Source organism: Pedobacter insulae (genome assembly GCF_900113525.1).
Classification (GTDB): domain Bacteria; phylum Bacteroidota; class Bacteroidia; order Sphingobacteriales; family Sphingobacteriaceae; genus Pedobacter; species Pedobacter insulae.
The window spans coordinates 381,968-403,040 of sequence record NZ_FOPP01000002.1; the positions used below are offsets into that span (position 1 = coordinate 381,968).

Sequence of the window (21,073 nt, forward strand, 5' to 3'; positions counted from 1 at the left end):
CCTCGCAATGACGGAATGTACCTCGCAATGACGGAACTTACCTCGCAATGACGGGAACCCCTCCATGAAGGATCATTAAGTTAAACTAAGAATACCAACAACGATCTTGCGCCGTGTGCGCCTAGTACCAAGCTCTGTTCTATATCGGCAGTTTTTGACGGACCGGCAATGAATGTCCCATAGCCGTATGTTTCATCGCTTATCTTTTGATAAGCCTCGTGCATAGTCGGTAAAATATCATTTTTGTTAACGACTAAAATTAAATGCTGGGTAATAAAAGGTAGCACTCGTTCTGCCAACAAAGTTTCACTTAACCAGCATGCGCCATTTTCAGCAACTGCAAAATGTGCTGGTAAGATAGCAAGCTCCACATTTTCAAGCTTATGAGGGTTATTTTCAGCTTCGTAACGGTCTGCAATCCCTTGCATATTTGCAAGGGGAGAAATAGCTCTTATATTGGCCAAAGGATAGTGTTCTCTAATGAATGCGCCGATCTCCGTTTCGTCCTCCACCTCGATCACGCTACCACCTATGGATGATAAAACCTGCGTAAATTTTATAATCAACTCGTTTTTTGGCGACTCAAAAAAGGAATCTAATGCTGGCAAAGTCATTAATGGAGGCTGGTTTGCTTTTACCGCTGTTAAAATCTGATCTCTACTGCTCATTTTGTTTTCTGTTAGTTTGATACCACTCACTGAAGGAACTTTTCGGTACTTTGGGCATATCCCTTTGTAAGTACCATGCATTAAATTTATTGTTTACCATAAATGGCGCATATTTTAATGTCACCCTTGCTGTCTTCCCAGCAATTTTAAATAGGGTGGGCGACGAGAGGGTTGTTGCCATGGTTTGCATAGCAAGTTGCTTTGCGGTAGTTGTATGTCCTTCTTTTACCAGTACTTGCCGCCATTTATAAAGCTGATCGTGAATATCAATTTTAACCGGACAAACATTTGAACATGAGCCACATAAAGTGGATGCAAAAGGCAAGTCCGCATATTCTTTCATCGCTAGGTTTGGCGCTAAAATAGCGCCAATCGGTCCGGCAATAGCATTATGGTAACTGTGACCGCCACTGCGACGATAAACCGGACAGGTGTTCATACAGGCGCCACAGCGGATACATTTAAGTGAATTCCTAAATTCCGCTCTTCCTAACTGACGAGTGCGGCCATTGTCAACTAAAACGATGTGCAACTCTTTCCCCGCTCTGGGTTTGGCAAAATGACTTGAATAAGTAGTAATTGGTTGTCCGGTTGCACTTCTGGCCAATAAACGAAGAAATACCGCCAAGTGCGCCCTGCTAGGAACTAGTTTTTCGATTCCCATACAGGCAATATGGAGGTCGGCCAAATGCGCTCCCATGTCTGCATTGCCCTCATTTGTACAGATTACTATTTCTCCGGTTTCGGCAACTGCGAAATTAACCCCTGTAAGTGCAGCCTTTCGGGTTAAAAAAGTCTCTCTTAAGTGAATACGAGCAGCTTCAGTTAACACCTGAGGATCGGCGTTTCCTGCTGGAGTGCCCAAATGTTCGTGAAATAACTCTCCAATTTCCTCCTTTTTCTTGTGAATACAAGGTAAAACAATATGACTAGGTGGCTCTTTTGCCAGTTGAACAATTCGTTCACCTAGGTCTGAGTCGATGACTTCAATTCCCTTTCTTTCCAAATACTCATTTAAATGGCATTCCTCGGTTAACATCGATTTGCTTTTAACCATTTTGTCGATCCCTTTTTCTTTGAGCAAGCCATAAACAATGTCATTGTGTTCTTTTGCGTCTCTGGCCCAATGGATCTTAACGCCGTTTGCAAGAGCGTTTTTTTCAAATTCTATTAAATATTGATGTAAATTAGAAAGAGTATTTGCTTTAATTGCCGATGCAGCATCTCTTAAACTTTCCCATTCGGGAATTTGAAAAGCAGATTTATCTCTTTTTTGCCTTATCCACCACAGTGTTTCATCGTGCCAGTCTACGCGTTTTTCATCTTTGTTAAAATTTGCGGCGTTCTGCGCATGGTTTAATGTCTTCATGCTTTTACACCATTTAAAATTTCTGCAATGTGTTTAACGCTAATTGAGCTATTTTGTCGGTTTAAAATACCTTCTAAATGCATTAAACATGACATATCAACACCCGTAATATACTCCACATCTTGTTTAGTATGATCATTGATCCTATCTTTTCCCATCTTAACTGAAACAGCTTCCTCAGCTACACAAAAAGTGCCTCCGAATCCACAACATTCATCTTTTCTATCTAATTCTACTAATTCTATGTCTTTCACTAAACTTAAAAGCTTGCCAGGTTTAGAAAATTCGGGAGCATTTAACTCGCTCATTTGCGAAAGTTTTAATCCTCTTTGTCCGTGGCAACTCTGATGCATACCCACCCGATAAGGGAAACTACTAGTTAAATGCTCTACTTTTAAAATATCCACTAGAAAGGAAGTTAGCTCATAAGTGGTGGCTTTAATATGTTTAACCAAATCTAACTGACTGTCGTTTTTAAGATGTTCCTTAATATGTAATACGCAGCTTCCGGAAGGTGCCACGATATAGTCGAAGCCGATAAAGTTTTTAACGAATAGTGTATTACAACCATCAGCCAAATGTTCAAATCCAGAATTTGCCATAGGCTGTCCACAACAAGTTTGGCCGAGGGGGTAACTAACGTCAATGCCTAAGCGTTCTAGCAGTTCTAAGCATGCAATCGCTACTTGGGGATAAAACTGATCTATGTAACATGGTATAAAGAGGGCTACCTTCATAAAAGTAAAATTAACTAGCGGGGAAATTATAAATAATTAAATGAATATGCATACTGTACTGTTTGCTAGTTATCGAGATGGGATATGTATTCCTTTTGATAATTTAGCGGGCTTTTTCCGGTGGTGATCTTGAAATATTTGTGAAAACTCGCTAAGTTGTTAAACCCACTCTCATAACATAATTGCTTGATGTTTAATTTATTTTCTATTAATAGTTTACAAGCGTGTCCGACTTTAATTTCCATTAAAAATTTAGAATAGGTTTTGCGGGTTTTCGATTTAAAATACCGGCAAAACGAGTTGGGACTAATTACTGCTACACTCGCAATTTCTTCTAAATGTATTTTTCTTCTGAAATTATTTAAGGTATAATCATAAATGGCATTGATGCGGATGTTTTCGGATTCTGCATAATCTTGTTTAAAGCCAATTGACGATAGCTTCACGGTTTTGTTGCAGTTTGCAATCAGCGTAAGTGCCTCTAGCAGTAGCATAATTCTAAGTGTACCTTCTGCTGTAATCATTTGTGCTAATAAATCAGCTACTTTTATTTTTACTTTACCGTTAATCTGCAAACCTCTTTTACTATTTTCAAGCAAGGTTTTAATGGCCTTGTTTTCAGGAAGATTTAGAAATTGATCGCCCCAGAAGTTTTCATTAAAATGGGCAACGCTAAGGTCGGCCGAAACTTTAGCACCCTCCTCAAAATAACTATCGTCAAATCGCCAGTAGTGTGGCAAATGAGCTCCGATTAAAATAACATCGCCAGATCGAAAGCCTTTAATGCTATCCCCAATAAATTGTGTGCCATAGCCCTTTTTGAAATGTATCAGTTCCACCTCGGGATGGTAATGCCACTTATTATTCATATAAGGGACGAGATCTCTCCTCACATTAAAAGACTGTGTGGGGCCTGTAGAGACTTTTAATAATTGGGGTTTCATACAAATTTTAATTTGGTGTACTAGTCAAATAAAGATACTGTAAAAATCATTTATCTTTAATATTAATGCCAAAATTGTTGATTATTTGGACAATTCGAGCATAGCATTTGTAATGCTATTGATATTTACCGCGGAATGATTAAGGTGGGGTGAAGACTCCCAAAGCGGTATTATTAGAAGCAATTACCGTAATCGTTGGAAAAGCACTGCAGACAATGACTTGGTCGTAGAACAGTTAAAAGATTTTGGGTGCTAATAGCTAGGCTGTAACGGCTGAATTAAATATTCCTAAGGCTTCAGAAAAGGTAGTCAAAGAAGTGGTAGCCAAATTTGGTCTTATAAATGGGATTGTAAATAATGCAGGTGCATTACTATTTATCAGTTCATCATGCTTTACCGGAGTTGATTAAAAGTAAAGGGTCAATTGTGAATATTATTTCTAAAACTACTAATACAGGACAGGGAAATACATCGGCTTATGCGAAGAATACCAGTTAATGCAGTAGTAGTGGAGTGTTTTACACCACAATGTGAAAAATAAATTACGACTTTAGCCCACCTGGTGATCGAACCATACAACCGGTCAGTTAATTTATATGGATTATGTTCATTTGGACAGAGTATTTAGTAAATGCGTGAAAATTGGAGAGAAATTGCTAAATTACGAGTTCTATGAAAAATATACTATCGCTTATAATTGGCTGTTTGATTTTCAGTACCGGTTTTGCACAGAAATCTGTTCTTTTGGATTCGTACTTTAACAACGAATTTAAAAAGGGCGCGAATGGTGAGAAAATTTCATTTCATTACAAATGGGATGAAACCGCGGCTACAGGATTTTCTATTTTAGGAGATGCTTTTAAAAAAGAAGGATTTGCGCTGGCAACTTTAAGGGAAGCTCCAACTACAGCGAATCTTAAGAATCATACTGTTTATATTATTGTTGACCCGGATCACATCAAAGATAATCCGACCCCAAACTATGTTGATGCTCAATCTATTTCGGCTATTACTAAATGGGTAAAAGCTGGTGGAGCATTGGTATTGTTTGCAAATGATAGTTCAAACACCGAGCTTAAACATTTTAATAAACTGGCTAATGTATTCGGCATTAACTTTAACGATCAGATGATTAATCATGTAACCAACGATGTTACACGAGAGGGCGGAGGTGTTGACACAAGAAATAATAAAATGTTTCCTACTGCTAAAATGGTTTATATGAAAGATGCTTGTTCAATTTCCGTAAAGGGTAAGGCTTATCCTCTGTTAAAACAGCGGAACGATATCATTATTGCAGGTAACGATTACGGCAAGGGTTTCGTAATAGCAATCGGAGATCCCTGGTTATATAATGAATATGTGAATGGAAATTTGCAAGTAGAATTTGAGAACGATAAGGGTGCCAGGGACTTAGTAAATTGGTTGAAAAATAAGTTAAATAATATTGCGAAATAAGTTCTGTTTTTATATCTTTGCAATCCCCAATAACACGGATAGTTAGAAGGGATAAATAATTGATTTATATTATTTATAAAGATCGATACCAGTTCGGGGTGTAGCGTAGCCCGGTATCGCGCCTGCTTTGGGAGCAGGAGGTCGTAGGTTCGAATCCTGCCACCCCGACAAACGAAAGCCCCGATTTATCGGGGCTTTATTGTTTTCAGGAAGTGCCAAGCTCGCTTGAAGCACGAACTGTAAGCAACAAAGCAAGCTTCGACGAAGGAGAAGCGGGGGCTTGATTTTGCGCCAAATTCCCTCCCCAGGATCACCGAGCGTGGCGAAGGTAATCCTTCCACCCCGACGAAATAGCGTGCAAATTCTATTTTTTCAAATAATGAAAAAGTCTATATTTTATGAAATTATAATTTGATTAAAAAGATATTAAACCATTTTTTTATTCGAACCGGATGATATATTCATTTCTTCCGTCCTTTTTCCATGCATTTGGCTGAGAGGTGGGCGAAATGCCAAATAATGGTGAAAATGTACGTACTTTAACTGTTTTGTTATCTGGAAAAAATTCCAAAATTCTCAACCAGCCATCTCCACCATTTCCAGTACGTCCGCCGCCGCCCATTGATTGTGCATCAAACATGATCTGGTGGACAGATTTACCTTTGTCGTTCTTGTTTTTTAAATATCCTTCTCCAGAATAGTGTCCGCTGAGCACTAATTCAATATTAGAAGAAGGTTTTACAAATTTTTCCCAGATTTGTTTACCATTATTGGCAAATGGGAGTGTTATTCGTTTTGATTTCTGAATCATGTTGTTCACACGATAGGGCTCCCAGTAGAGCCAACTTATATCTCCTCCTCCAAGGCTATCTTTAGTTGTAACATAGCTGTGTGTAGACATTACGATACGATGGTTTTTGTACTCTTGCATAGCAGCCACTTTTTTTGCCCAGTTTAAAACGGTATCTCTTGGAGCATATTCTACGGTCATGAAAAGATAATCTTTGCCGTTCAAGTTTTTAAGTTCATAGGCCGAATTTGCTAGCGTTTGCTGTCCCTGCTCATCTCTTGAGTTTTGTACCAGGTATTTTTGGTTCAGGTAATTTTTTTCAATATTAAAAAATTGATTGTAAAGTGATGTTCTGTTGCCCTCTCTATCTATGCTGTAATCATGATTTCCTGTGGCGGCAATGTAAGGTATTTTTCCATTGAAACGGTCGAATGCATGGGCGGCTGCTTTCCATTGTTGTAAGGTAGTCTGATCTCCATCATAATCGTTGGTAATTTTCTCGTTATTATTTACCAAGTCGCCCATACAAAGCACCATTTTGATATTCAGCGAATCGATATTGCTATCAATCCATGCCGACATTAGCTCGAGGATTGGCTGGTTAGCGCCCCATTTTACATAGTTCTGTATGTCAGGTAGCATAATTACCGTAAAAGATTTTTTGTTTTCAAGAGTGGGCTTCTGGTAGGTAGATTGTGCATGTGCCATAGAAGTATGGAATAAAACACTTCCAGCCAAAAGCAATACATAAAGAAAGTTCTTTTTCATTTTGTAAATTTATTTCCAGATGATATATACTGGGTAATGGTCAGACAATTGATTGGTTTGTTCATCTTGGATCACATCAGCAGCTTTAACCTTAGCAGCGATCGGTTTATTTACCCAAATATAATCTATACGGATCTTTTTGCCATGTTCAGCCGCATGCGCCTTGGTAGGTGCACTATATTTAAATTGAGTATTGGTTAAATAATAGGAATCTTTAAAACCAGCTTGTATCATTCGATTGGTAACTGTATAATCTAAACGCCCTTGGTTAAGGTTATTGTAGTAAATGGTTTTAAATTTAACAATTGCGGTACCGCTCTTGGGCTGTAATTTGCCGTCTGTTTTCAGGAATGCATCAAGCAACGGCTGTCCGTATTGAGCCGAATCTGCAGCTGCTAGTGCATTAAAATCCCCAGCAATTATTATTTTTTCATTTGAAGGGATCAATTTTGCATGGGCTAAAATGCGATCAATATCATTCCGTCTAATTTGCACTTCAAAAGGCGAAAGGTGTATGATAAAGAAATGGATGCCCTTGATGTTGCCGTAAAGATAGGAGTGCCACATGTTTGTGGTAACCTGTTGTGCCATAACAATGGGGTATCGAGAGGTAATACCAATCGGATGAGTTACACCAGTATTTAGCAGAGCATATGGATGACCATACTTTTTTCCTAGATTTTCAAGGCTGTCTTGTGTAAATCCGTTGAGTTCCTGATAGGCAATCACATCCGGATTTTCCTTGGTTATCCAATCGATATAGCGTTTTTGTAACAAAACATCGTTGTTAAATCCATGAAGAACATTGTAGCTGATGAACTTCATTTCGTTCTTGTTATTTTGGGCGTTTAGATTAGCAGACGCTACTATCAACAAAAGCCCTAAGAGAATATTTCTTGCCATTAAATTGAGTTTAAAATAAAAATTCTATAAGGATGGATAACATAACTACTCTAATTAAACCTATCGTTAAGAAATTATTGCATTTAGCTTTGTTAGTGTTAGTATGTTATCTTCATCAATTTCAAATGTTGTTATTGATGAATTTTCCTGAGCCAATTGTCGATAGTTTTTTAATGGCATACCAAGTTTATGAGCTAAATACAGTCTGTTGATGCCATTATGGGCTACAACCAAGATTGTTCCGTTGAGGTGTTTGTGTAGCATTTCACTGAAAAATTCATCAACACGTTTAACAACCTGCTCGCCGCTCTCCCCATTGCCTCCAGCTTTCGTCAATAGCGGATCATTACTCCAGTTTTTCCATAGTATTTCATTCTCAGCAATAAATTCCACCCGAGTTTTCCCTTCCCAGATCCCAAAGTCTACTTCAGTTAATCTGTTGTCGGTATTAATAGCGGTTCCGGAAGCAATTTCTGCAGTAATTTTTGCACGCTGTAGGGGCGAGGAATAAACAGCGTCAAATTTAATCTCTTTTAATAGCTGATGAACAAGGTTTGCTTGAGCTATCCCTTTATCTGTTAACTCGATATCAGTTCTGCCACAATACCTATTTCCGCTAGCGTTATAAGCTGTTTCTCCATGACGCAATAAATAAACTTTAAGCATGAATTTTATTTTTGATATAGCCTTTGCTGGTTAACAAAGCGATGAATTTATGATAGTTATTGTTGTAATTATTTGAAAGTATAGCTTCCGGGTAAACTTCTTTTTCTATGCAAGTCATTTGCGCAACAGCTTCAATTAGTGATTTAAAATAGGTGTTAGAGGCGGCTAAAATTGCAGCACCAACAGCTCCGCTTATATGTTTCATTTTAAAGATGGGAAGATTTAGCACATTACTTCTAATTTTTAACCACGTCTCGTTATTGCTGCCACCCCCAGCAGTGTAAACCGCGTTAATATCTTCTTGTGTAAACTGTTTAATAAGCTCAAAAGCATATCGTTCTAAATAAGCCACACCTTCCATGTTGGCTGTAAATTTTTCTTCCATACTTAATCCGGCAGGCTCAAAACCAACAGCATGAGGTGCCAGCATTGGAAATCTTTCACCTTTTTGTCTTAATGGATAAGAGAAATTGTTTGAAGGAATTAGTTTTGCTGCTGCTTCGCTAAGGTATTCAATGTTATTGCCAAATTCATTTGTTACCCAATCTGCTCCGGTGTTACTTGCGCCACCTGGCATCCAATAACCTGCTGGGTGTCTGTGACTGTAAATTCTTCCTTCATCATCAAGTAATTGCTTGGTAGTTACACCCTTAATTACCATTGTTGTGCCTATTGTTGTATTCCAATCTCCAAGTCTGATAGCACCTGATGCAATTTGCGAAGCGCATCCATCAGTAATGCCATTAATGATTTTAATATTTTTTGGGAGACTGATTTTTTTTGCTAACTGTGGTTCAATTGTTCCAATTACACTTCCAGAGGGCAATACATTTGGTAGCCAATTTTTCTTAATCAATAAATCAGTTGTGAGATAAGCTGGCCATTCTAGTTTGTTCACGTCGTAACCAGATTTAAAGGCATTGGTATAATCTGTCACTCCCCAAACTCCGCTTAACAATCCGGTAATGTAATCTGCAGCGTGTACCCATTTGGCTATTTGATTTACTTTTTCGGGATATGTTTCTTGAAACCAAATCATCTTTGCTAAACCACTTGAAGAGTTGAAACCAGTAAATCCTTGTACATTGTTTTTAGTGGCTATTGAGATGCATTTTTCGCCTTGGGGTGTAGAACGCTTGTCGCTGTACATAATCGCATTATGAAGTGGATTATGGAATTGATCTAAGGGGATAACTGTTCCGGAGGTAGAAGTAACTGCAATGGCGATGATTTTGGAGATTATTTTTTGATTTGATTTTGCAGCACTTAATTTCAATAAACATTCTTCACACGCTTTCCACCACATTACTGGCGATTGTTCTTCTCTTGATTGATCGTCTAAGCCGAAGTTTTTTTCAGTGCTTGCGGCAACTTCTCCATTAGAATCTAATATAACCATACGTGCACCTTGTGTTCCAATATCAATTCCTAAAAAATATGCTTCCATTAACAAAAAGTTTGTTTAAATACAGCTCTAGTCTGCTTCCATTCGGCATAGCGTTGCTGGTATTGTTCGATATTTTTGGGGACGGTTTCTGCTAAGATTGATGAATTTAATGCTGCAAAACCTAATGCTTTATTGCAAATATAAACTCCACCAATTACCGATGCTTGACGATAATCGGTATTGATTTTGATTTTTTTACCTATTAGATTAGCTAAAAACTGTCGTAACAGTGGGCTTTGCACCCCCCCTCCGCAAGCCCAAATATAATCAGCTTCATGCGTGGTCACTTCACATAAACTTTTGTAGTTTTCATTAATACTACAGGCTATGTCCCAAAGAGTAGCCCAAACAAAACTTGCTCTAGTTAATTGATGCGATACAGGTACATTGAATATAAAGCCCCCTTTAGTTAGCGGAGTTTCTTCGTCTGCAAGTAGCGAACCTAAAGAAGCTACACACTGAAAATCTTTAAGTTCGGCCAGTTCCTTCTCAATTATATCATAATCTTCAGTTGGATAAAAAATTTCTTTTAACCGTTGATAGTTTAATCCGGTTACACCAGCATTTGTTTCTAAAATAAAACTGTTTTCATCTGTATGTCTGTTTGTCCAGGTGCGCTGTAGATGATCTGTAATATAACTATCGGTTAATTTTATAATAGGAGTTGTCGTGCCAGAAACTATTACAATATCATTTGCACAGGGTTGTGTGCTAATTACTGCTAATTGTGTATCTGCTCCACCTACTACTACTTTAGCATCAGCTGAAATCTGAATTGCTTCAGCCTCGCTTTTGAGTACCTTTCCAAGTATAGTTCCAGATGGTGTTAATTTTGGGAGAAGTTTGGGGTTAATATTAAATAAATTGCAAAGCCGATCTGACCAGTTTTTTTGAGCTACATCGTAAAGCAAAGTTTCTGATGCTTGGGAATGTTCATAATGTATTACACCACTCATTTTATATTCAACCCAATCACTAATGCTCAAAAAAGTAGCAACCTTATTCCATATTTCTGTTTTTTTTTTCTCAATCCCGATTAATTTATAGGCAGAAAATAATGAATTAGGAAAACGTCCGGTCAATTGATAGACCTCTTTTTTATCCGCTAGTAAATTTTCCCATTGTCTTCCGCGATGGTCAATATTAGGTAGGCCTATGAGCGATTTTCCTTCTTTGTCGATCAGCACTATGCCTTCTCTTTGACTAGTAGCTGTTATTCCTTCAATATGAATTTCTGGAGCCTGAGCTAGACTTAGTCTGGCTAATTGTTGAATCTGAATCCATAAATCACCAGGGTCAAAATACAAACTATCAGGATAATCACTATCCTTTACATTTTGTAAATCTGCTCTTGCTATTCCTAAAATTTCGCCATCAATTGTTGCTACGGCTACACGTACATTGCCTGTACCTACATCTATAATTAAATATCCTTGCTGGTTATTCATACCATCTATATTTTGCTCATTTGCTTTGCAAACCATTTGATAATTCTATCATTCATAATTGCCACATGATGATCTTCAACCTCATGTGTGGCGCCTGCAATATGTGGAGTTGCCAATACATTTGGGTGATGAATTAATCTATAATCTTTCTCATCTGGTGGTTCGTGATCAAATACATCCAATACAGCACCTCTAATTAAATTGTTTTCTATGGCATATAAAAGATCATCACGTTTTACTACTGCAGCCCTTGCGGTGTTAACAAATATGGCACCAGTTTGCATCGTAGATATTAGATCATTGTTAATCATTTCAATTGTGGTTTCATTAACTGGTAAATGAATAGATACAATATCTGAAGTTTTAAACACTTCTGCTAAACTTGTTTTCTTATATTTAGAACTGGCTTGTTCCACAAAAGGATCATAAAATTGAATGGTGCATGGAAAATTTTCTACCATGTTAGCAATGCGTTGCGGTACTGCCCCAAAACCAACCATGCCTATTGTTTTATTTGCCAATTCATTTCCCTTAAATTGAAGATAGGAGGTGTGGGCACCATTATCCCAATTTTTTTCTTTTAACCATTTGGTACTGGCTGCAGTGTTGCGTAATATATCTATAACAGTAGCTAAAAATAACTCAGCAACCGCTTGAGAATTTCTGGCAGGGGTATGGAAAACAGGGATATTTTTCTCTTTTGCAGTTTTTAAGCAAACATTAGAAGGTGTGCCTCTGCAAACGCCAATAAATTCTAAATGTGGAAAAGAATTAATCACTTTAGCAGTTACATGGTCATGTTCGGTTATTAATGCATCTGCTTTCGATGTATCCAGTAGGTTAATAAGCTCATCCTCGCTAAATGCCCTACCATTAGTTTTCCATGGCTTATATATAACTTCTCCGAGCACAGCTGAAAGTTCTGCTTGTCCTTTTGCATGATAAGGTGCTGTAACTAATATCCTCATTTTTGTTGTTTGTATTGGTTAATTATTTAATAATGTGATTCACGTCAATTTAACTGTGAACGGAGTTGTGATTAATTGGTGGTATGGCTAGCTGATGAACAAATTAACATAATTAAACTTAAAAAAACAAAATTAAAATTAATTTAAACAAAATTTTAGTTTTTTATTACAATTTTGCGTTTAAAAGTAAATTATAGCTTTAATTAATCACATTTTAATTAAGTTTGTATTTTAGAAATCAAAAATTAAATCCTCTTAGCCAAGCAACGCTTATGAAAAACATTACCGATAGACACGAGCTTATTCTGCAAAGACTTAAAGAAAATGGAAAAGTTAGTATTGCAGAACTTGCTGAGCTAATGAATGTAACTGGGGTGACAATTAGAAAGGATTTGAAAATCCTGGAAGACAAAAATCTCCTATTCCGTACCAAGGGTGGAGCTTCTGTAAGTAATCCCTATGCTTCTGAAAGAACGATTAACGAAAAGGAATTTATCAATTCTGATCAGAAAAAGAGGATCGCGAAGGCGGCTATGGCGTTAATAGGTAGTAGCGATTCGATTAGCATTGGTTCTGGTACTACGGTTTTCGAACTTGCAAGGTGCTTATTTCCTGCTAATCATTTAACGGTAATTACTCCTGCTTTAAAGGTTGGGTTAGAATTAAGTAACCGTCCAAATGTTGAAGTCTTGCAACTTGGTGGCCTGATAAGATCCAATTCATCTTCGGTGGCGGGTACCTACGCAGAAAGAACACTTCAAGAATTATCCTGTGAAATTATATTCCTCGGGGTGGATGGTATTGATTTTGATTTTGGTTTTTCTATCACAAACATCGCCGAAGCAACACTTAACCAAAAAATGATTGAAACTGCCCAAACTGTAGTGATTATGGCGGATAGCACTAAATTTAACAAAAGAGGTTTAGGTAAAATCTGTAGCTTCGATCAGGTTCAGTATGTGATTACTGATGATAAAGTTTCTGAAAAGAATATTAGACAATTGGAAGATAGAAGTGTAAAAGTTATTGTAGTTTGAGGTTTCTTAAGCTTATGTTCATCTTTCCATTTAAGCTGATTAACTCTGATTAGCTGAATCGTCAATTTTTAAACGAAATAATCAAATTTTTGTCTTAAAAAAATTAAGGTCGTCATGCCGATGTTTTTAATTTAATCTTCTTTTACTTAAAATATATTTTTTTCAGTTGATTTATCAGGAATGCTTTTGAAATTAAAAATATTGGGTATTACATTTTAATTTTAAGGTAAATCGGCGTTGCCTTATGGGTTTTCCATAGAGAAATCTAACTAGCTGTAACAGTGAAGATGGTTAAAAAGTTTGGTAAAGTCTGCCTGAATGTAAGTATAGTCTAATTCTAGTGGTATTGTCAACTCTTAAATATTTACAATCATTTGTAGCTTACGTTTGATTAAAACTCGTGTGAGCTCTTCCATTTTCCACTTTTTTAACAATTTTTTTACTACGCGATAGGTTAATTAATTGTTAATATATCTTTACTATTTACTTATATTTTGTTTTATTTAATTTTATTTTATTTATTTACATAAAATTATGTTAATAACTTGAAATGAAATTAAACTTAACTTCTGCTAATTTGAGTGTTTAGATTTTTCAATCAATTTCTTAACTAGTTACTTTTACCAATTTTTTATCGAACAGAAGATAACCCTTATGACAAAAAAAAACTTTTACGTATTGCTTTTATTGCTAATGTCGTTTGTAACGGCGTTAGCACAACAAATACAGGTAACTGGAAAGGTTACTGATGATCTTGGAGGAGTTCTTCCGGGAGTTACCATAATGATTAAAGGCACAACTAATGCTGTTGTTACTAATGAAAGAGGGGTATATGTATTGCCAAAAGTTTCAGGTAACGCAATCTTGGTGTTTTCTATGCTAGGAATGAAACCACAAGAAGTTACAGTGGACAACCGCAACACAATTGATGTCTCTTTACATGGCGAAGCTTTTAGCTTAAACGAAGTTGTAGCTATTGGTTATGGTGTGTCTAAGAAAAAAGACCTTACGGGCTCTGTGGCTACAGTTAGTGGTGAAACTTTAGCTAAAAGAGCCACTACACAAGTTTCTCAAGCATTGCAAGGTGCCATGCCAGGTGTAACCGTAACCCGATCAAACACCGAGCCGGGTGCTACTGCCACGGTTAGGGTAAGGGGCGTAACTACTATTGGTGATAGTAGCCCTTTGGTAATTGTTGATGGTGTGCCGGTTAGTAGTATGGATGATGTTAATCCGGATGATATTGAAGATATTTCGGTTCTAAAAGACGCTGCTTCTGCTTCTATTTATGGGGCAAGGGCGGCAGCTGGAGTTGTGATCATTACCACTAAAAGAGCCAAATCTAATCAGGTGCATATCGATTTTACCTCCAATTTTGGTTTCGATTCTCCTACAGCTTTTCCAGAAACTGTGGGTGTGCAAAGATACATGCAAATGATTAATGAGTTTTCATGGAATGATGCAGGTAATGTAGCCGGAGGGGAATACAGTTTGTATCCTAAAAATGATGTCGAAAATTGGTTAACATTAAACCAAACTAACCCAAACCGTTATCCCAATACAAATTGGTTAGATTTAATTGTAAGAGATAGAGCACCACGTTTCAGTCAGAACATCTCATTTTCCGGAAGCTCTGGTAAGATCAAAACTTTTGCATCCTTAAATTATGAAAATGTAGATGCATTGTATGCACATAGAAATTACGAAAGAACAATGGCCAGGGTTAACAACAGCATTGATATTTCGGATAAGTTTACGGCAAATATAGATTTCTCTTACAATTACGTAGTAAGGAAAAATCCTTCTGTGAACCCTATCTGGGATGCACAACGATACCCTGCGGTATTTGCAGCCACCTGGGCCGATGGAAGAATTGCAAGTGGACAAAACGGGAGCAATGGTTATGCCGCATTAGAACATGGTGGTTTTAATAATAGTACTGTTAGTAGGTTAAATGGCAGAATTTCATTACAATATAAACCTATTAAGGACCTTAGTTTTACAGCGGTAGTTTCACCTTATCTATCAAACACCAAAGGAAAACAGTTCACCAAGCAAATCCCCTATTATTCTGATGAAGACCCTGCTGTGCGTTTGGGCTATATTGCTGGTTATGCTACAACTTTCTTAGCAGAAACTCGTGATGACAGTAAAACGTTTACCAAGCAGTTATTAGCTAACTACGACAAGCAAATTGGAGGTCATAGCTTTAGTGTATTGGCAGGTTATGAAGATTATACCTTTTTTGCCGAATCGCTAGGTGCCCGTGCAGATAACTATACTTTAATTAATTTCCCTTATCTGGATTTAGGTCCGTTAGACTATACCTCTAATACAGGTAATGCAGTAGAAACTGCTTACCGTTCTTATTTCGGCCGGGTGAATTACGATTATAAAAAGCGTTATTTGCTTCAGGCTAATATCAGGTATGATGGCTCATCTCGTTTTCATCCAGATTACCGTTGGGGAGCATTTAGCTCAGCATCTGTTGGTTGGGTGTTAACGGAAGAAGCATTTATGCCCAAAATTAAAGGCTTATCTTATTTAAAGTTTAGGGGGTCTTGGGGCCAATTGGGTAACGAAAGAATCGGTAATTATCCATACCAATCATCAATCGGTTATTCTAATGCTTTGTTTTACCAAGGGAATACAGTAGTTTCAGCTACTACAGCAGCTCAGTTTGCTTATGCTATCAAAGATATTTCTTGGGAAACCACCGAAACTGCTAACATTGGTTTCGATGCTACTTTTTTAAATAACCGTTTATCGCTTACAACAGATTATTTTCAAAAGAAAACCAAAGATATGCTGCTAGAATTAGAAATTCCTGATTACATGGGTTTCGAAAATCCTAATCAAAATACCGGTGTAATGACTACCAAAGGCTGGGATGCTCAGTTATCATGGAAAGATAAAATCGGAAAATTTGGCTATTCTGCAACTGTCAACCTATCAGATTCTAAATCAAAAATGGGTAATTTAGGCGGTACTGTATTTACAGGATCTCAAATTACCAGAGAAGGAAGTGAGTTTAAGGAATGGTACGGTTATCGATCAAATGGTATTTACCAAACGACAGCAGAAATTACAGGGTCTCCAAAATTATACAATAGTGTAAAACCTGGCGATATCAGGTATGTAGATATTAGTGGTCCTAACGGAGTACCTGATGGTATTATTAGTCCAGATTACGACCGCGTTCAGTTGGGTGGCTCTTTACCGCGTTACGTTTTTGGTGGTGTTATCAACATGGATTATAGTGGTTTGGATCTGTCATTGGCTTTTCAAGGTGTGGGTAAGCAAAATGCAAGGTTAGCAGAGCAAGTGGTTAAGCCATTTAATTCTTCATGGACTAATCCGCCAGCAATTATAGATGGTAAATATTGGAGTGTTTACAACACACCGGAGCAAAATTTAAATGCTCAATATCCACGATTATCCTACACCTCAGGAGAAAATAATAATTATGTGATGTCTGATTATTGGATGATCAATGGTGCATATTTTCGTCTTAAAAACGTAGTGTTAGGATATACTTTTCCAACGGCATGGACATCGAAAATAAAAATAGATCGTGTTAGGCTTTTTGCTTCGGCTACCGATTTATTTTCAATAGATAATTACCCAAAAGGATGGGATCCAGAAGTTGCCTACAACACTTATATCAGCAAAACATTCAATTTCGGACTATCAGTTAAATTTTAAACAGGATGAAAAAAATATTAATAATATTAGTGTGTATCAATCTATTTGTGGGATGCGCAAAATTAGATCTCAATCCATTATCTGAGGGATCTTCTGAAAATTGGTATTCAGATGAAACAGAAATCGGATTATCTTTAAACGACTTGTATAGAACCTATTTATGGGAATTAGAGAGTGATTTTAACGCAGAGCGAATGAGTGATAACTGGACACAGCGACAGGCTATTGACGCTTTTCCGGCCGGATCGGTTACCAGTACATGGGGCAGAGGTACGGATCTATGGTTAAATACCTATAAAGGAATTACCAGAGCAAATACCATTTTAAGTAGTTTAGGTAATGCTGTGGGTAAAGTGTCTGAGGCAAAAATTAAGCAATTTGCAGGTGAGGCTTATTTTATGCGTGCCGCTTTTTATTCGCGCCTAATTTTTTACTATGGGGATGTTCCTTTTTATAAAGAAACCATTAGTATTGAAGATGCATTTAAGCTTGGGCGTACCAATAAGGCTACTATTTTAGCAAGTGTTTACGAAGATTATGATAAAGCAATAGCAAGCTTACCTGTTACATACTCATCTTCTGAACTTAAACGTGCTACCAAAGGGGCGGCTTTGGCCTTTAAGGCAAGAACTGCCTTGTATATGGGCGATTTTGCTCTTGCCAGAGATGCTGCAAAGGCTTGTATGGATTTAAAAACCTACACGCTTCATGCAAACTATGGCGACTATTTTTTGTCTAAAACCAGAAATTCGACAGAAACCATTTTTGCAATCCCACGGTCTTTTACTTTGGGTGTTTCGTGGACAGCTACAAATTTTTATACCCGAACAGCGGGAGGTAGTGCCGTTGCTCAACCATCATGGGAAGTTTTTTGTGCTTATACCTGTACTGATGGATTACCTATTGATGAATCGCCATTGTTTAACCCAAGGTTACCTTTTAATAACCGTGACCCAAGGTTAAAAGCGACCATTGCAGAGTTTGGTAAAGAGCATTTAGGCTTTATTTACGATCCAAATCCAACTGCGTTAACGGTGCTAAATGTAGCTACAGGTAATAAAGTGGCTAATAAAGACAATAGGGCAATAGATACTTTTGCTGCCTATAACGGTTTAGCTTTAAAAAAAGGGGTTGATGCAGATTGGTCGGATGATAAACAGACAGATTTTGATATTAGGATAATGAGATATGCAGATGTGCTGTTGATGTATGCCGAGGCCAAAATAGAATTGAATGAGATTGATGCTGCTACCTTAACGGCAATCAATATGGTAAGGGCAAGGGCTTATGACGTTCCAGTTACTTCAACTACCTTGTATCCTGCAGTTACCATAACCGATCAAACGCAGTTAAGAAAAATATTAAGAAATGAGCGCCGCGTAGAGTTTGTATGGGAAAATAGAAGATTTGATGATTTATTGAGATGGCGCTTAGCGGAAAAAGCATTGAAAAAGCCAATATTTGGTGTGCTTGATCCTGCTGTTTTTAAAACCAAGGTGGTAGATAAGGGTTTATATTTCTTCTCTCAGACCCCACAAATAGACGATGATGGAATTGCCGACTTTAGCGCTTTGCAAGCGGAAGGAACGGTTAAGTTATTAGTGAACAGAGCTTTTGATAAATCGAAACAATATTTGTTTCCTATCCCTTCTAAAGAAATCTTGATCAATAAAAACCTAGTTCAAAATCCAGGTTACTAAATTAACTAAAGCATAAAAAACCATCTGTATGATGCAGGTGGTTTTTTAAATCTTTAAATTATACCTAGACAAAAGCAATCTCGGCGCTTACAAAATAATGATCGCTTGGATAAATCCCATCTGCCATTTCATCAATAATTTTAGCATTGGTAGTTTTGATGTTTCCTTTGGAAAAGATAAAATCGATTTTTCCGGTATTCTTTTGGGTAGATTTTGAATATGCTTTGCCTAGAAAATTATGGAAGGTTGCTCCCGGTTCCGAATCCCCATGTATAGTGCGGTAAGTATCTCTCCAGCCGCCGTTGGTTATAATGCTATAAACTGGGTTTGCAGAATCAACATTAAAATCACCTATTAATAATTGCGGAAAATCTGGTGCATATTGGTTGCTTTCCTTCACAATCAGTTGCCCCTGTTTATTTCTAGCTTCCTGATCTTTATGGTCTAAATGAACAGCCATTATTCTAAACTGCTTCCCTGTGTTTTTATCTGCTAATCTGAGCCAATTCACATGTCTTGCTCTGGCAGTATTCCATGATTTGCTACCTCCAATTTCTGGTGTTTCCGATAGCCAATAGCAGCCAGCAGAAATCATTTCATACCTGTTTTTAGCATACATAATTAAGTTTTTCGCAATGCCATTATAGGTTTCTGGATTAAGATCCATTTCTGGGCCTTCAAAACCAAAACATCCATATGCTGGCATTTCTTTTTTAAGGTCTTCTGCCTGTACCTTCAATACCTCTTGAAAGCCTATTAGATCTGCTTTTTGAACTTTAATGAGTTTAATGCAAGCTGTTTTTCTTGCTGCCCATCCTTTTCCAATAGCATCATCTTCTGGTAATGCTACCCTAATATTGCAACTAAGCACTTTATGGATGTTTAGATTAACAGGGGTTGGAGTTTTCGGAACCACAGCGGTAAATCCCGAATTAGGGAGGTAAGAAGCCGATATTGCTAAACTTGATCCCTTAATAAAATTTCTTCTAGATAAAGACATTTTAATTGACTTAAGATTCTACTAATGCAACCGGATTTAAAAAGGCTCCTTTTTCTATCAGCTCTTCCCGAAGTTTAGATATATCTAACTGAGAAGGAGCTACACCAGTACGAATAGCTAATTTTGCTGCTCTACCGGCGGCTTCCCCCATGGCCATACAAGGCGCCATTACACGTATTGCCGACATGGCCTCGTGTGTGGTAGAAATACATCTTCCAGCAACAATTAAATTTTCTATGTTTTCAGGGATTAATGAGCGATACGGGATGTCGTAGCAATCTCCACACCACTCTAAAGTACAACCGCCACCCTGAGGATGGTGAAGATCTAAAGGGTAACTAGCAACTGCAATTGCATCGTCAAATCTTTGGCAACCTAAAATATCGGCGGCAGTCATTATATATTTACCTACAATTCTACGAGTTTCTCTGATGCCAATAAAAGGTGCCATCTTGGTAAAATAAGCATTTTCAAAACCAGGCACATAATCAATTAAATATTTTTGTATATCATGTATCTGTCTTCTGCCTTCGGCCTCGCCCCAAGTTAAACCTGCAGGGTCTGTTCCGTCTAATCCATTTACCCTAGTCATATTTACCCAAACTTCTCCCTCTCTTAATCCTGTAATTACAATGGTTCGCTCTGTAGGTAGTTTTAATCCATCTTCAGTAGCTTTTTGAATCAATGAACGTAGGCCAACTACAATAAATTGATTGTTTTGTCCAAAATATTCGTTAGGGATAAAATCTGTCAAATAGGTACGTGGTTCTTCAGCAATGCTTAAGCGTAATTTTTCGGTATCAACTCCACCCAATGCAAACATCAAAGTTGGGGGCTGTACACCGCCAATATCATTGCCTTGTTCGCAAGTTACTCCTGCACGATAAGCTACATCTGCATCACCTGTACAATCTATAACTGTTTTGGCTAATATAACTTCTCTGCCAGATTTACTTTCTATAATTACCCCCTTAACGGCATTGCCTTCTTTGATTACACCGGCAAAAAATACATATAGCATTACTTCAACACCGCTTTCAATCAGCATCTCTAATCCTACATTTTTTACGGCCTCAGGTTCTACCAAAGTTAGGCTCATATGTAAAGGGCAGGGGCGATGCTCACTTGCTGCGTTTTTTGCTTTAAGTCTATCAATAAATTTCTGCGGAATACCTTTAATAATCTGATTTCCTTTTTGCCCTAAAAAGCCTAAAATAGGCAAGCCGATAGTCATGTTGCCGCCCACAAAACTACGGCTGTCAATTAACATCACTCTTAATCCATCTTCCACTGCCGCTTGTGCTGCAATTAAGCCTGCAGGGCCTCCGCCTACCACCAGTACATCTACATTGGCGCGTACTGGTAATTCTTTAGCTGCTTCTGTTATTTTTTGCATTTCAATTTTCATCTGTATTGATTTGTTTTTAATTGTGATGAAGCTTTCATGATTTATTTAGCAAAATCA

The 21,073-nt window shown here is 37.5% G+C and carries 16 protein-coding genes and 1 tRNA gene; 5 read left to right on the forward strand and 12 right to left on the reverse strand.

Annotation, left to right across the window (positions count from 1 at the left end; genetic code table 11):
- Positions 1–80: 80 nt before the first annotated feature.
- The 4 genes from BM207_RS04640 to BM207_RS04655 form a co-directional block, all read right to left on the reverse strand.
- On the reverse strand, positions 81–668 hold the full coding sequence (locus BM207_RS04640; protein ID WP_090992396.1) for a LutC/YkgG family protein: 588 nt from the start codon (positions 666–668) through the stop codon (positions 81–83).
- On the reverse strand, positions 658–2,037 hold the full coding sequence (locus tag BM207_RS04645) for a lactate utilization protein B (protein ID WP_090992397.1): 1,380 nt from the start codon (positions 2,035–2,037) through the stop codon (positions 658–660). Before BM207_RS04645 ends, BM207_RS04640 begins: the two co-directional genes overlap by 11 nt.
- On the reverse strand, positions 2,034–2,774 hold the full coding sequence (locus BM207_RS04650) for a (Fe-S)-binding protein (protein ID WP_090992398.1): 741 nt from the start codon (positions 2,772–2,774) through the stop codon (positions 2,034–2,036). Before BM207_RS04650 ends, BM207_RS04645 begins: the two co-directional genes overlap by 4 nt.
- Before the next feature lie 65 nt (positions 2,775–2,839).
- On the reverse strand, positions 2,840–3,718 hold the full coding sequence (locus BM207_RS04655) for an AraC family transcriptional regulator (protein ID WP_090992399.1): 879 nt from the start codon (positions 3,716–3,718) through the stop codon (positions 2,840–2,842).
- 672 nt (positions 3,719–4,390) lie between these two features.
- On the opposite strand from BM207_RS04655, the gene BM207_RS04665 reads away from it, so the two are divergent.
- Both BM207_RS04665 and BM207_RS04670 read left to right on the forward strand, forming a co-directional pair.
- Complete coding sequence (locus tag BM207_RS04665; RefSeq protein WP_090992400.1) at positions 4,391–5,176, forward strand: DUF4350 domain-containing protein; 786 nt, start codon at positions 4,391–4,393, stop codon at positions 5,174–5,176.
- A gap of 94 nt (positions 5,177–5,270) precedes the next feature.
- Positions 5,271–5,344 (forward strand) — tRNA-Pro (locus BM207_RS04670).
- A gap of 271 nt (positions 5,345–5,615) precedes the next feature.
- On the opposite strand, the gene BM207_RS04675 is transcribed toward BM207_RS04670, so the two are convergent.
- The 6 genes from BM207_RS04675 to BM207_RS04700 all read right to left on the reverse strand — a co-directional run bounded on the left by BM207_RS04675 (position 5,616) and on the right by BM207_RS04700 (position 12,166).
- Complete coding sequence (locus BM207_RS04675; protein WP_090992401.1) at positions 5,616–6,734, reverse strand: metallophosphoesterase; 1,119 nt, start codon at positions 6,732–6,734, stop codon at positions 5,616–5,618.
- A 9-nt stretch (positions 6,735–6,743) separates the two neighbouring features.
- Positions 6,744–7,637, reverse strand: a complete 894-nt coding sequence (locus BM207_RS04680; protein WP_090992402.1) for an endonuclease/exonuclease/phosphatase family protein — start codon at positions 7,635–7,637, stop codon at positions 6,744–6,746.
- Between the two features lie 66 nt (positions 7,638–7,703).
- Positions 7,704–8,303 carry a histidine phosphatase family protein gene (locus BM207_RS04685; protein ID WP_090992403.1) on the reverse strand — a complete coding sequence of 200 codons (600 nt, stop codon included), beginning with the start codon at positions 8,301–8,303 and terminating at the stop codon, positions 7,704–7,706.
- On the reverse strand, positions 8,296–9,750 hold the full coding sequence (locus BM207_RS04690) for an FGGY-family carbohydrate kinase (RefSeq protein WP_090992404.1): 1,455 nt from the start codon (positions 9,748–9,750) through the stop codon (positions 8,296–8,298). The genes BM207_RS04685 and BM207_RS04690 overlap by 8 nt, the downstream gene beginning before the upstream one ends.
- A complete protein-coding gene (locus BM207_RS04695; RefSeq protein WP_090992518.1) occupies positions 9,750–11,198 on the reverse strand; it encodes an FGGY-family carbohydrate kinase in 1,449 nt (482 codons plus the stop codon). The genes BM207_RS04690 and BM207_RS04695 overlap by 1 nt, the downstream gene beginning before the upstream one ends.
- A 5-nt stretch (positions 11,199–11,203) precedes the next feature.
- Complete coding sequence (locus tag BM207_RS04700) at positions 11,204–12,166, reverse strand: NAD(P)-dependent oxidoreductase (RefSeq protein ID WP_090992405.1); 963 nt, start codon at positions 12,164–12,166, stop codon at positions 11,204–11,206.
- 272 nt (positions 12,167–12,438) lie between these two features.
- Here BM207_RS04700 and BM207_RS04705 point away from each other — a divergent pair, with 272 nt between their 5' ends.
- From BM207_RS04705 to BM207_RS04715, 3 genes are all read left to right on the forward strand, one after another.
- The gene (locus BM207_RS04705; protein WP_090992406.1) at positions 12,439–13,203 is read left to right on the forward strand and encodes a DeoR/GlpR family DNA-binding transcription regulator; all 765 of its coding nucleotides are present in this window, start codon (positions 12,439–12,441) and stop codon (positions 13,201–13,203) included.
- A gap of 654 nt (positions 13,204–13,857) precedes the next feature.
- Positions 13,858–16,908 carry a SusC/RagA family TonB-linked outer membrane protein gene (locus tag BM207_RS04710; protein WP_090992407.1) on the forward strand — a complete coding sequence of 1,017 codons (3,051 nt, stop codon included), beginning with the start codon at positions 13,858–13,860 and terminating at the stop codon, positions 16,906–16,908.
- A 5-nt stretch (positions 16,909–16,913) separates the two neighbouring features.
- Complete coding sequence (locus BM207_RS04715) at positions 16,914–18,608, forward strand: RagB/SusD family nutrient uptake outer membrane protein (protein ID WP_090992408.1); 1,695 nt, start codon at positions 16,914–16,916, stop codon at positions 18,606–18,608.
- A 64-nt stretch (positions 18,609–18,672) separates the two neighbouring features.
- Here the strand turns inward: BM207_RS04715 and BM207_RS04720 are convergent, their stop codons facing one another.
- The gene (locus BM207_RS04720; RefSeq protein WP_090992409.1) at positions 18,673–19,608 is read right to left on the reverse strand and encodes an endonuclease/exonuclease/phosphatase family protein; all 936 of its coding nucleotides are present in this window, start codon (positions 19,606–19,608) and stop codon (positions 18,673–18,675) included.
- A 10-nt stretch (positions 19,609–19,618) separates the two neighbouring features.
- The gene (locus BM207_RS04725) at positions 19,619–21,016 is read right to left on the reverse strand and encodes an FAD-dependent oxidoreductase (RefSeq protein WP_245768024.1); all 1,398 of its coding nucleotides are present in this window, start codon (positions 21,014–21,016) and stop codon (positions 19,619–19,621) included.
- Positions 21,017–21,073 lie beyond the last annotated feature (57 nt).

What these genes read in the sequence shown, in the direction of transcription:
- BM207_RS04715 (WP_090992408.1), top strand. Translation starts at nt 16,914, where the DNA reads ATGAAAAAAATATTAATAATATTAGTGTGTATCAATCTATTTGTGGGA.
- BM207_RS04685 (WP_090992403.1), bottom strand. Translation starts at nt 8,303, where the DNA reads ATGCTTAAAGTTTATTTATTGCGTCATGGAGAAACAGCTTATAACGCT.
- BM207_RS04680 (WP_090992402.1), bottom strand. Translation starts at nt 7,637, where the DNA reads ATGGCAAGAAATATTCTCTTAGGGCTTTTGTTGATAGTAGCGTCTGCT.
- BM207_RS04665 (WP_090992400.1), top strand. Translation starts at nt 4,391, where the DNA reads ATGAAAAATATACTATCGCTTATAATTGGCTGTTTGATTTTCAGTACC.
- BM207_RS04705 (WP_090992406.1), top strand. Translation starts at nt 12,439, where the DNA reads ATGAAAAACATTACCGATAGACACGAGCTTATTCTGCAAAGACTTAAA.
- BM207_RS04700 (WP_090992405.1), bottom strand. Translation starts at nt 12,166, where the DNA reads ATGAGGATATTAGTTACAGCACCTTATCATGCAAAAGGACAAGCAGAA.
- BM207_RS04720 (WP_090992409.1), bottom strand. Translation starts at nt 19,608, where the DNA reads ATGTCTTTATCTAGAAGAAATTTTATTAAGGGATCAAGTTTAGCAATA.
- BM207_RS04640 (WP_090992396.1), bottom strand. Translation starts at nt 668, where the DNA reads ATGAGCAGTAGAGATCAGATTTTAACAGCGGTAAAAGCAAACCAGCCT.
- BM207_RS04725 (WP_245768024.1), bottom strand. Translation starts at nt 21,016, where the DNA reads ATGAAAATTGAAATGCAAAAAATAACAGAAGCAGCTAAAGAATTACCA.
- BM207_RS04675 (WP_090992401.1), bottom strand. Translation starts at nt 6,734, where the DNA reads ATGAAAAAGAACTTTCTTTATGTATTGCTTTTGGCTGGAAGTGTTTTA.
- BM207_RS04695 (WP_090992518.1), bottom strand. Translation starts at nt 11,198, where the DNA reads ATGAATAACCAGCAAGGATATTTAATTATAGATGTAGGTACAGGCAAT.
- BM207_RS04655 (WP_090992399.1), bottom strand. Translation starts at nt 3,718, where the DNA reads ATGAAACCCCAATTATTAAAAGTCTCTACAGGCCCCACACAGTCTTTT.
- BM207_RS04710 (WP_090992407.1), top strand. Translation starts at nt 13,858, where the DNA reads ATGACAAAAAAAAACTTTTACGTATTGCTTTTATTGCTAATGTCGTTT.
- BM207_RS04650 (WP_090992398.1), bottom strand. Translation starts at nt 2,774, where the DNA reads ATGAAGGTAGCCCTCTTTATACCATGTTACATAGATCAGTTTTATCCC.
- BM207_RS04645 (WP_090992397.1), bottom strand. Translation starts at nt 2,037, where the DNA reads ATGAAGACATTAAACCATGCGCAGAACGCCGCAAATTTTAACAAAGAT.
- BM207_RS04690 (WP_090992404.1), bottom strand. Translation starts at nt 9,750, where the DNA reads ATGGAAGCATATTTTTTAGGAATTGATATTGGAACACAAGGTGCACGT.